14 protein-coding genes are annotated in these 9,303 nt (G+C 65.8%); 5 read left to right on the top strand and 9 right to left on the bottom strand.

Features of this window, described 5'->3' with window-relative positions:
- The 3 genes from ABZ260_RS39250 to ABZ260_RS39240 form a co-directional block, all read right to left on the bottom strand.
- The coding region (locus ABZ260_RS39250; protein ID WP_355627662.1) for a sigma-70 family RNA polymerase sigma factor at window positions 1-590 on the bottom strand (590 nt) is incomplete at its 3' end.
- Between the two features lie 5 nt (window positions 591-595).
- Window positions 596-1,018 (bottom strand): hypothetical protein, encoded by a 423-nt coding sequence (locus ABZ260_RS39245; protein WP_355627659.1) that lies wholly within the window; start codon window positions 1,016-1,018, stop codon window positions 596-598.
- Window positions 1,019-1,295: 277 nt separating this feature from the next.
- Window positions 1,296-1,946: a maleylpyruvate isomerase N-terminal domain-containing protein gene (locus ABZ260_RS39240; protein ID WP_355627655.1), complete on the bottom strand. Its 651-nt coding sequence runs from the start codon at window positions 1,944-1,946 to the stop codon at window positions 1,296-1,298.
- Between the two features lie 101 nt (window positions 1,947-2,047).
- On the opposite strand from ABZ260_RS39240, the gene ABZ260_RS39235 reads away from it, so the two are divergent.
- Window positions 2,048-2,902, top strand: a complete 855-nt coding sequence (locus tag ABZ260_RS39235) for a MerR family DNA-binding transcriptional regulator (protein ID WP_350915691.1) — start codon at window positions 2,048-2,050, stop codon at window positions 2,900-2,902.
- Between the two features lie 28 nt (window positions 2,903-2,930).
- Here ABZ260_RS39235 and ABZ260_RS39230 read toward each other — a convergent pair whose 3' ends face one another.
- Window positions 2,931-3,077: a hypothetical protein gene (locus ABZ260_RS39230; protein ID WP_355627651.1), complete on the bottom strand. Its 147-nt coding sequence runs from the start codon at window positions 3,075-3,077 to the stop codon at window positions 2,931-2,933.
- 215 nt (window positions 3,078-3,292) lie between these two features.
- On the opposite strand from ABZ260_RS39230, the gene ABZ260_RS39225 reads away from it, so the two are divergent.
- From ABZ260_RS39225 to ABZ260_RS39215, 3 genes are all read left to right on the top strand, one after another.
- Window positions 3,293-3,823, top strand: coding sequence for a pyridoxamine 5'-phosphate oxidase family protein (locus tag ABZ260_RS39225; RefSeq protein WP_355627648.1), 531 nt, complete (start codon window positions 3,293-3,295; stop codon window positions 3,821-3,823).
- 235 nt (window positions 3,824-4,058) lie between these two features.
- Window positions 4,059-4,313, top strand: coding sequence for a hypothetical protein (locus ABZ260_RS39220; protein ID WP_343974952.1), 255 nt, complete (start codon window positions 4,059-4,061; stop codon window positions 4,311-4,313).
- Entirely contained in the window at window positions 4,310-4,795 is a 486-nt protein-coding gene (locus tag ABZ260_RS39215) for a hypothetical protein (protein ID WP_355627645.1), read from the top strand. Before ABZ260_RS39220 ends, ABZ260_RS39215 begins: the two co-directional genes overlap by 4 nt.
- 110 nt (window positions 4,796-4,905) lie before the next feature.
- Here ABZ260_RS39215 and ABZ260_RS39210 read toward each other — a convergent pair whose 3' ends face one another.
- Window positions 4,906-5,118: a DUF397 domain-containing protein gene (locus ABZ260_RS39210; protein ID WP_355627642.1), complete on the bottom strand. Its 213-nt coding sequence runs from the start codon at window positions 5,116-5,118 to the stop codon at window positions 4,906-4,908.
- Window positions 5,106-5,978 (bottom strand): helix-turn-helix transcriptional regulator, encoded by an 873-nt coding sequence (locus tag ABZ260_RS39205; protein ID WP_355627639.1) that lies wholly within the window; start codon window positions 5,976-5,978, stop codon window positions 5,106-5,108. The genes ABZ260_RS39210 and ABZ260_RS39205 overlap by 13 nt, the downstream gene beginning before the upstream one ends.
- Window positions 5,979-6,256: 278 nt before the next feature.
- On the opposite strand from ABZ260_RS39205, the gene ABZ260_RS39200 reads away from it, so the two are divergent.
- Window positions 6,257-6,754, top strand: coding sequence for an ATP-binding protein (locus ABZ260_RS39200; RefSeq protein ID WP_355627636.1), 498 nt, complete (start codon window positions 6,257-6,259; stop codon window positions 6,752-6,754).
- A gap of 294 nt (window positions 6,755-7,048) precedes the next feature.
- On the opposite strand, the gene ABZ260_RS39195 is transcribed toward ABZ260_RS39200, so the two are convergent.
- From ABZ260_RS39195 to ABZ260_RS39185, 3 genes are all read right to left on the bottom strand, one after another.
- Window positions 7,049-7,195, bottom strand: coding sequence for a hypothetical protein (locus ABZ260_RS39195; RefSeq protein ID WP_355627634.1), 147 nt, complete (start codon window positions 7,193-7,195; stop codon window positions 7,049-7,051).
- A gap of 49 nt (window positions 7,196-7,244) precedes the next feature.
- Window positions 7,245-8,063 (bottom strand): nitrilase-related carbon-nitrogen hydrolase, encoded by an 819-nt coding sequence (locus ABZ260_RS39190; protein WP_355627631.1) that lies wholly within the window; start codon window positions 8,061-8,063, stop codon window positions 7,245-7,247.
- 104 nt (window positions 8,064-8,167) lie between these two features.
- Window positions 8,168-9,175 (bottom strand): LLM class flavin-dependent oxidoreductase, encoded by a 1,008-nt coding sequence (locus tag ABZ260_RS39185; protein WP_355627628.1) that lies wholly within the window; start codon window positions 9,173-9,175, stop codon window positions 8,168-8,170.
- Window positions 9,176-9,303 lie beyond the last annotated feature (128 nt).

The following is a 9,303-nucleotide window of genomic DNA, read 5'->3' as shown; positions in this document are numbered from 1 at the left end:
GCACCTTGTAGGAGGAGGTCTCGACGACCTTGGTCGCGCTGCAGTGCGCTGGTCACCGATGCGACGGTCAGCTCGAGGGCGTCGGCGGCCTTCGACGCCGGCCAGCCGAGGACGTCGCGCAGGATGAACACCGCCCGCTGCCGCGGCGGCAGGTGCTGGACGGCGACGATGAACGCCAGCTCGATCGTCTCCCGCGCAACCACCGATTCCTGCGGGTCCTCGGGGAGCATCCGGTCGGGGTAGGGCTGCAGGTACAGCACCTCGGAGCCGGGGTCCGGCAGCTCGGCAGGCACGGGTGTGCGATCGTTGCGCTTGTCCAGGAAGTCGAGGCAGGCGTTCGTCGCGATCCGGTACAGCCAGGTCCGCAGCGCAGCGTGGCCCTTGAACGACTCCCGCTTGTTCCACACCCGCAGGAACGTCTCCTGCGTCATGTCCTGGGCGTCCTCGTAGTTCGCGAGCATCCGGTAGCAGTGCACCTGCAGCTCACGGCGGTGGCGCTCCGTGATGAGCGCGAACTGTGCTGCGTCATTTGAGCGGGCCGCCGCGATGAACGCGGCCTCGTCGTCGCCTAGCAGTCTGGCGTCGGTCATGGTCGTCAATCCTTCCGCAGGTGGTGAGGGGCTACCAGAACTGACGACGTGGCGGAGGATTTCTGAGCGGTGAAGCCGCTGACACCGGGCCGTTCGTCAGGTCCCTCATCCCATCCGTGGATGGTCCAGAACTCGGTCCACATGGTGGCGCGGCCCTGCCGTACCGGCTTGATCTTCGGGCGGTGCGGGCGATGCCAATCGCAGGCCTTTTCCTTGGCCGCGTAGTACGCCGCCTCCTCAGCCTGCCTGCGCGCGCCCTCCTGCTCCTGCCACCGGGCCACCGCGGGGCACAGCGGGCTGAGCGCGTGCGCCAGTGGCCCGTGCGGCGCGTCCCGCACGGCCGGCACGCCGGTATCGTCGCCATACCGGGTGGCCACACCACACAGGTGGTGTCCTTGCGTCACAACCACCCGGTCGGGAGCATCCATGATCGTCGGAACACGAGAAGGAAGACTAAAGGAGCGGCCGAAAGCGAGAAAGGCCCTTGTCCACCGGCAGGGAAACGGCCGACGTCGGCCGCGAGCACGGAGAAGGGAAGCCGCTTCAACATGCTCATCTAATAGGGAAGACCGGAGTTGGGGCATGAAGCCGGCGGCGCTGAACAGCAGCAGCCGGGTGCCGGGCAGGGGAGGTCTCGCCGCCGCGCACGCCGTCGGTGTCGAAGGCCCTGCCGGGAGCCGTCACCCTCGGCGGGCCCTCGAAGATCTACGCTCGGGGTGCCCCGTACCAGCGCCAGGCGGTCAGACGCGGGCGCCCGGGGAGTTCGGCGCGTCCGGTGGCCCACAGCAGGGTGGGCCAGGGGTCCGTGCTCGTCGGGGCGTCCGGGAAGAGCCGGGCGAGCACCCGCGAGCACAGGTCGGCGGGCGGGGTCCAGGCGAGCCCCAGCCCCTCGGCCAGATCGTGGGTGTGCACCAGGGTCTCCACGATCCCCATCGCGGCGAAGCCCTCCGGGTCCGACGTCCCGTGCACGTGGTGGGCGCGGACCTCCGGCGGTGTCGTACGCACCATGGCGACCAGCAGCGCGCCGCTCGCCTCCAGCACCTGCAACAGCCCGGCCGGCCCCGCCGCGCGGTCCGCGTGGATGGCGTTCGCCGGGCCCTGGGGTCTTCTGCGCTCCCACGCGAAGGGCACGACGCCGTCCAGGGGCGGTGTCCTGGGGCCCAGCTGGGCGGCGTACGAGAAGAGGTCGTCGCTGAGGTGCTCGACGGTCTCCCAGCAGTCCCACTCCAGCGAGCCGGCCTTGCCCTCCCAGGCCGCCGGGGGCGCCTCCCGAAGGACGCCGACGGCAAGCTGAACGGCCAGGTCAAGGTCGTCCGCCGTCACGGGGGAGGATCCGGCTTCGGTTGATCGGTGCATGGTGGGAACGATATCGCCGGCGTCGGGAGTCGGGCTCCGCCGGAGAGCCTTCGGTGAAAGGAGTGGAACCTCCCCCTGAGGGAGGTCGCACACTGAATCTCATGATGAGCATCGGCGAATTCGCGGAGTTGACCGGACTGAGTCTGAAGGCGCTACGTCTCTACGACGAGCAGGGCCTGCTGAAGCCGACCTCGGTAGACCCGTGGTCGCGGCACCGGCGCTACCGCGCCTCCCAGTTCGCGGTGGCGACCCGGCTGAAGGTGTTGCGCGCGGCCGATATCCCACTGGCCGACGCCCCGCGACTCCTGGCCGATCCTGATACGGCCGCCGCGACGCTCGCCGAGCATCGCAGCAGGGTGGTCGCGGAGCGGGAACGCCAGGATGAGGCGTTCGAAGTCCTCGGCCGGTTGCTGGGCGGTGAGGATCGCCACGATTGGCAGGTGGCGGAACGCCGGGCGCAGCGGCAGCACTGGGCGGGCGTCGTGCTGCGGATGCCGAGGGGTGACGATCTCACAGCAGACGAGGTGGAACGCGCGAACGAGGAGGTCAACGAGGGGTTCGCCGCGCTGTGGCGGGCCCTGGCGGAGATCGGCAACGCGCCGACCGGCCCGTTCTGGTCGACGTTCCGGGCCACACCCGGCAGTGACACGGCGATCGAGATGATGTGTTGCTGGCCTGTTGCCCAGCCGCTGCCCGCCGGATTCTCGGTGCCGGAACGGACAGTCGAGACCGGCACCGTCGAGGCGGCGCTCGAACTGGTGGTGCGCTGGCGATTCGAGGAGCCAGTGATGATGATCGACGGCGCCGCGCACCCGGCCGTGCTCGCACTGCTCGCCGTGGCGGAGGAGCGCGGACTGGACGTGGACCTGTCCCGCCTACGTCAGATCGGGCTGATGGAGCAGGGGGAGAGCGTGGGGATCGAGGTTGTGATCACGGTGGACCCGGAAGTCAGGTGAGTGGTCCTGGGCCGGTCGGGGCCGTCTCCTACCGGCTCCGGTCGGTGGGGGGTGGGTTGAGGGAGTCGCCGTCCCAGGCGAGTCGGTGGTCGGCGCCGACCTCCATGGCCTCCAGTTCCTCGTCGGCGACCAGTGTCGCGACGCACTCGTGGGTACCGCCGACGTAGGTGGTCATAAGGTCGACATCGGTGGCGACACACCACGCGCGGTCCTGCGGCCACCACAGGCCGGCCTGCTGGTTGAGCCACGATCGGCTGGGCGGCCCGCCGCGGTTCGCAAGATGGGTGCAGAAATACGACACAAGGTGTCGGGTTTTTGGTCGAGCATGGTTTCATCGGTCGGCGTCGATGGTGGGCGTGGACCGGGCCCTACGGATAGACAAGGACTTCAATGCGCGAAACGCCAGAAGAGCTCAAAGAGCTCCAGGCTCTTCTCGATGCCTCCCTCTCTCGCTCCAACTCATACCTCCGCTCGATCATCAACGGCGAGCGCACCCTGACCGCAGAGCAGGTCACCCGGATCCTGACCGGCATGTGCACCCTCGCCCTGTCCACCGTGACGGCGAAGGGCGAGCCGCGGATCAGTGGTGTGGACGGGCACTTCCTGCACGGAAAGTGGCACTTCGGCACGGCGCGCGGCGCCGCCAAGGCCCGCCATCTCGCCGCCCGCCCCGCCGTCAGCGCCGCGCACATGCGCGGTGAGGAGCTGGGCGTGTTCACGCACGGCACGGTGGAGATCCTCAACCCCCAGCACAGCGAGCCGGCCGCGGACTGGCCGGACCTGCTCGCCTACTTCAAGGACTTCTACGGCGACGACGCCTTCGACTGGAACAACGACGTGGTCTACTACCGGCTGCATCCGTACTGGACGACCGTCTACGTCTCCGATGTCGAGAGGCTCACTGCGGCGTCCCAGTCCTGATCCGCGGCACAGCCCCGGTGGAGGACTGACGAGCCCTCCGGCCAGGTGGCCGAAGGGCATGATTGGGGGACCGTACGCCTGAACGTCGGGTCAGTCGAAGGCGCCGTTCCTGATGCTGTCGGCGAAGGTGGCCCATGCTGCTCCTCCGAATACGAAGGGTGTTGCCGATGTTCCGTACTGTGAAGCTCTCAATCGATTCCCTGCCCGTGCAACGCGCCTGCACTACGCTCGGGACATGAGCAACGAACTTCCCGCTGATCTGCTCGCCGAGGCCAGGCAGTGGATTGCCGAGACCGGTCAGGACATCACGCCTGCCGAGTACATCGCTCAGGCTGTTCACCGACAGATGCAGCAGGATTACCGGGCTGCCAAGGAGCGAGAGGCGCGTCGCATCGAGGCGATCCGCACCTCCAACCCCGAGGGGTTCGCTGCTGGTGAGCGTCGAGCCGAGGAACTGATCGCCAAGTACGCCGGCCGGGCCACGGCGTGAGTGCCAAGTTCATCCTCGACACCTCGCTCATCACCGCTTACGCCCAAGGGCACGACCAGGCAGTCGGCGTGGTCCATGCGATCAAACGTCGTGTCCCTGACGGTCTTCTCCTGCCTGCCGTATCGGTGATCACTGCACGAGCACACCTCACCATGGACCAGCGAGAATATCTGGACGCGGAACTCCTGGCCCGTAATCCCCGACTGGCCCTCGATGAGGTTGTCGTGAAACTCGGCGTTGGATACGACCCCGTTAAATTCGACCTCGACGGGGATGCCCAGCGAGGGATCTCCGGCACCTGGGCGGACCTCGGAGTCGATATGGTGCCGATCGACGTGGCGGAGGCCGCCTACTGGGGCAACCGGACTGATCGCACCGTGCTGACGCTCGCAGGAAAGCAGGTGTGGGGACGGTTGCTCAACGACCTGCCAGGAGTGAGCGTCGAAGACCTACAGGACGGTCCGCCCGAGAACTGGAGCTGACTGTGATGGGCGCCAGTGATCCAATCGATCGGAGTGACTGAGTTCTCCTGATACACAGAGAAACCCCCCGAGGGCGTGACCGGGGGGTTTCTTGGTGAAGGTGCATGAAATCAGTCGCAGTCGCCGTTCTTGATGGTGGTGATGAAGGTGGTCCACTGGCGGGGGGTGAGGATGAGGGCGGGGCCGGTGGGGTTTTTGCTGTCGCGGATGGCTCGGTGGTTGTTGGATAGGTTGGTGATTTCGACGCAGTTGCTTCCGTCGCTTCCAGATAGGCTTGATTTACGCCAATTGGCGCTGTGTAGCTCCTGATTCAGGTGGTCCATCTTTGGATCGCCTCCTTGATCATATCGCGCGAGTCGCTCCGGGGTAGAGCGTCCGCCCGTATTAGGTTATGCCTGAATTCTAGCCTTTTCACCTCTTCGAGCCGCTCGCTTACTCGATCCCCGATGGTCTGGGAATCGATGTAGGCCACCGGAGGAGCGTTTTTTGACATGTCCGCTATCACGAAGCCGCCCAGCAGGCCGATCACACTGTGCGCAGTGTATGGGAGTATTTGAAGAAAGATCCAGGGGATTTCCGCAGCCTCAAGGAGGTTCTGGAACTGGCCTCTCATCACCTCTGAATCGGCGATGGGACGGTGCAGGATGCCTTCGTCCAAGACGATCCAGAGCATTGGAGGTTTTGGTCTCTTGAGGATGCCCTGCCGGTCCATCCGTGCGGTGACGTGCTCTTCGACCTTCTCGTCGGTGATGCCGGGCTCACGGCTTAGCACGGCTCGCGCGTAGTCCTCGGTTTGGAGGAGGCCGGGCACCATTAGAGGCTCCCACATGCGTATGGACTCCGCCTCGCGTTCGAATTCCAGCCAGGGGCGGAACCAGCGGGGGACCTGGGTGGCGACGCGGTCCAGGCGGTCCAGGAGGTCGATGAGCGTTGTGCCCAGGTCGAGTGCCTCGTCCATCTGGTGGGCCAGTTTCCTGGTGGGCGCCCTGTGGCCGTTCTCCAACATGCTCAGATGGCTTACGGCGATGGGGACCACGGTGCAGAGTTCCCTCTGGGTAAGTCCGGACATAATCCGGTATTTCCGTAGCTCCTTGCCGAACTGAACGCGTGTGGATTCGTACGAATTCTTATCGAACTCTAGCTCTGAGTCCGGCTCCGGTTCAGGATCCATGGCGATGCTCATCTCGATCTCCTCTCGTTTCCTCTTTAGGAGTCTCCTTCATTTTCATTACCGAGGGAATGGATATGAGGTTCTCGGGGGTTCACAGTGTTGTGAACTTACTTCGTAAACTGTGAACCCATGATAAGCGCAGATCGGCTTCCTCTGTGCCTCGGTGTTTGGGACCGTGTGCCTGTCGAGCTATAGCTGTCACGGGATGTCAGTTAATGGCTCCGGTGACGGCAGGTCGGCTTAATTCGGTCGGAAGGGGCAATTTCATGGAGCCGGAGACGTTTAGCGAAATGCTTCTGCCCAGTAATCCCGAAGCCGCTTCGCGGGCGCGTGAGGAGGTCCGTAAATGGCTGGGGGAGAGTCATCCGGCCTATGAGAACGCGCGGCTGGCCGTGTCCGAGCTGGTGACCAACGCCGTCCAGCACGCCCGGCACGGGGTCACCGGGCAGGCCGGGGCCGCCAGCGATCCGCTGGTCCTGCGGCTGCTGGCGTACGGCGGGCTGCTGCGCGTCGAGGTCGCGGACACCGGCCTGAGCGCCGAGGAACCCCGCCTCCGGGCGGACCCGGCATGCCTCCTGATGGAGAACGGCCGAGGGCTGGCCATCGTCGGCATGCTCTCCGGCGGAAACTGGGGCTACCGCTCCCACGGCCGCGAACCCGGCCGGACCGTCTGGTGTGAGCTTCCCGCGAATCCGCCGCGCTCTGACGAGGGTCTCACCGAGAGATCAGCCCCGCCACCTCCGGATGATCTCCTCCCCGGAGCGCCGACCTCCGCTCAGCCGGGGTGACGCGCCGCTCCCAGCACCCGCTGGGAGCCGACGAACCACCCCCGGCGGGTGGCGGCACACGGATTCGTCCCCCACGAAAGAACCTGCGTGCCGCTCCGGCTCCACCTCCCCCGTTGGAGCACCTCGCCGGGGGTCTCCTGTCCCGATGCCGGAGCCTGCTCACGAGCCTCACCGCATGGGAACGATGGGTGCGGGCCGTTCGGCCGTACCGAATATCGACCTTGCGGAGACGGGGCCCAGCGCGGTGTCATCGCGGTCTGCCGGAGCGCCTCCAGCACTCGGGCGAATCGGAAATCACTCCGGAGGGTCGGCGAAGATCACTATTTCGTCGATGTCGCCCTCGACGGTGACGTGCACCACGTCCATCCCGGTCAGCAGGCTCCGGCCGGAGGCGTCCTCGTAGCGCCACCCGAAACGCGTCCACTCCCCGGGCGCGTCCACTGCGCTCGGGTCTGTACTTGCCTGATTCGGATCGAGCCCGTCGTCGCTGTCACATCGCCGTCAACCGGTCGTACAGTTCCGGGCGCCGGTCACGGAGGAACGGGCGACGCTGGCGCGTGGTCGCGATCAGCTTGAGGTCGACTTCGGCAACCGCGACGTCATCGGTGTTGTCAGTCGCCTGAGCGAGGATGTCGCCGTTGGGGCCGTAGACGGCGCTCATCCCGAAGTAGTCCTTGACGCCTTCCCTGCCCACCCGGTTAGCACAGATCACGAAGAGCCCGTTGAACACGGCGTGTGCCTTCAGTTCGAGCTGGAAGACCTCACGCATGGGCGCGCTCGCGGACGCGACCGGCACGCATAGCACCGAACCGCCTCGAAGAGCGACGATCCTGCTCAACTCCGGGAAGTGCCTCTCATAACAGATGATCGTGCCAACCCCGGTCTCACCTGTATGCACGACTTCAGGCTCGGTGCCCCCCGGCCGGAAATAGAACTTCTCCGGGAATCCATTGGAGAACGGCAGGTGGGACTTTCGATAGACCGACTTCAGCTCGCCCGCGACGTACGTGCAGGCGGTGTTGAAATACACGCCGGGCACGTCACCGGCTTCGAATACCGAAGAGACCACCGTGATCCCGTGCCGACGGGATCGGTCAGCCGCCATCGTGTTCGACGGGCCGTCGAGACGCTCCGCCAGCTCGAAGTAATCCGGATCCGGGTCAGGCTGCACGAACGGGACAGCGAACAGCTCAGGAAGAAGAACGATGCCGGCGCCCTGACCGGCGGCGGCATCCACGAGATCGCCGGCCCTGCCGATGGTTTCGGTCCGGTCGTCCGTGGCACGGAGCTGAACTGCGGCGAGCTTCATGCGATCACCTTTTCGGGAGTAGGCTGCGGCATTCCGGTCAGCGCGATGCCAGACCGCGGATGCACGATGGCGATGGTCGTTCGGGGAAAGTGGTGATCCATCGTTCAGTCCTTCGCGGCCAGGGCGAGGCGGGTGAGCGTCTGCTCCTTGTCACCGAGTGTGGAGATGATCGGGCATCTGACGCCGGCCTCGTGGTATTCCATGAGCTTGTCGAAGGCCTGTGAGGTGGACCCACACGCGGTGACGTTCTGCACCAGCGAGTTCGGAACGAGAGGCATCGCACGCTTGATGTCCTCAGGAGTCGCGGGCCATCCCGCCACCTCCTGCAGCCGGTCGACCAGTTCGCGCTCCACGCCACAGTGCTCGGCGATGTGCGGCTGCTGCATGAGGTAGAGGGTCAGGAACGCCTTGCACGCGTCGATGGCTTCCTGCGGGTCGTCGTCGTTGACGCTGCATGCCACGATCTGGGTCAGGTCGATCCCACTGCGACCGTCGGTGCGCTTGGCAACGCCCCGGCCGATCGCCTCTTTGGCGCCGGTCAGATAGGACGGCGGCAGGAGGAAGTCCATGTGGACGCCATCGCTGATCTCTCCGGCGAGCTCGAGCATCTTCGGCCCGACCGCGCCTATATAGATCGGGATGTCGACCGGCTTGTTCTCGCGGTACATGCTGTCGAATCGCACGTCGCGCATCTGCACGAACTCCCCTTCGAAGGAGACGAGTTCATTGCGGAAGAATGCTTGGCAGACGGTGATGTACTCGCGCATCGAGGCGATCGGCTTCACGAGCGGCTGACCGACCTTCGTGGCGAGCGGCTCCCACCAGGCGCCGATGCCGAGGATCGCGCGACCCGGAGCCACCTCGTCCAGGGTCTTGAAGGTCACCGCCATCAGCGCCGCGTTGCGGCTCTTGTTGTTGACGACGCCCGTGCCGATCTTCAGGTTGGAGGTCTTGCTCGCGATGATGGCCGCGGGCACGATTCCGTCCCTGGCCAAGCGACCCTCGGCGACCCAGACCGACTCGAATCCGTTCCGATCCGCGAACTCTGCCTGCCAGTAGGTCTGCTCGAGGCTCAGCCTCTCGCCAACGTGGATGCCGAGGGGAAGTTTCATCGGTTACCTCCAGCGTGGAGACCCCCGCCTTCAGGCGGGGGAGGAAACGCGGCACGGTGCCGCGTTTCTGAATGGGTTGCGTAGCCGTAGCCGTCCGCTCTCTGGAGCATGCGAACGTGGCGGTGGCC

Origin of the sequence: Streptosporangium sp. NPDC006013, from assembly GCF_040614275.1 — a bacterium.
In the GTDB taxonomy this organism is placed as follows: Bacteria; Actinomycetota; Actinomycetes; order Streptosporangiales; family Streptosporangiaceae; genus Streptosporangium.
Note: the sequence above shows the minus strand (reverse complement) of the source record. Positions and strands in the feature narration are given on the sequence as shown.

What these genes read in the sequence shown, in the direction of transcription:
- ABZ260_RS39245 (WP_355627659.1), bottom strand. Translation starts at nt 1,018, where the DNA reads ATGGATGCTCCCGACCGGGTGGTTGTGACGCAAGGACACCACCTGTGT.
- ABZ260_RS39240 (WP_355627655.1), bottom strand. Translation starts at nt 1,946, where the DNA reads ATGCACCGATCAACCGAAGCCGGATCCTCCCCCGTGACGGCGGACGAC.
- ABZ260_RS39235 (WP_350915691.1), top strand. Translation starts at nt 2,048, where the DNA reads ATGATGAGCATCGGCGAATTCGCGGAGTTGACCGGACTGAGTCTGAAG.
- ABZ260_RS39230 (WP_355627651.1), bottom strand. Translation starts at nt 3,077, where the DNA reads ATGACCACCTACGTCGGCGGTACCCACGAGTGCGTCGCGACACTGGTC.
- ABZ260_RS39225 (WP_355627648.1), top strand. Translation starts at nt 3,293, where the DNA reads ATGCGCGAAACGCCAGAAGAGCTCAAAGAGCTCCAGGCTCTTCTCGAT.
- ABZ260_RS39220 (WP_343974952.1), top strand. Translation starts at nt 4,059, where the DNA reads ATGAGCAACGAACTTCCCGCTGATCTGCTCGCCGAGGCCAGGCAGTGG.
- ABZ260_RS39210 (WP_355627642.1), bottom strand. Translation starts at nt 5,118, where the DNA reads ATGGACCACCTGAATCAGGAGCTACACAGCGCCAATTGGCGTAAATCA.
- ABZ260_RS39205 (WP_355627639.1), bottom strand. Translation starts at nt 5,978, where the DNA reads ATGAGCATCGCCATGGATCCTGAACCGGAGCCGGACTCAGAGCTAGAG.
- ABZ260_RS39200 (WP_355627636.1), top strand. Translation starts at nt 6,257, where the DNA reads ATGCTTCTGCCCAGTAATCCCGAAGCCGCTTCGCGGGCGCGTGAGGAG.
- ABZ260_RS39190 (WP_355627631.1), bottom strand. Translation starts at nt 8,063, where the DNA reads ATGAAGCTCGCCGCAGTTCAGCTCCGTGCCACGGACGACCGGACCGAA.
- ABZ260_RS39185 (WP_355627628.1), bottom strand. Translation starts at nt 9,175, where the DNA reads ATGAAACTTCCCCTCGGCATCCACGTTGGCGAGAGGCTGAGCCTCGAG.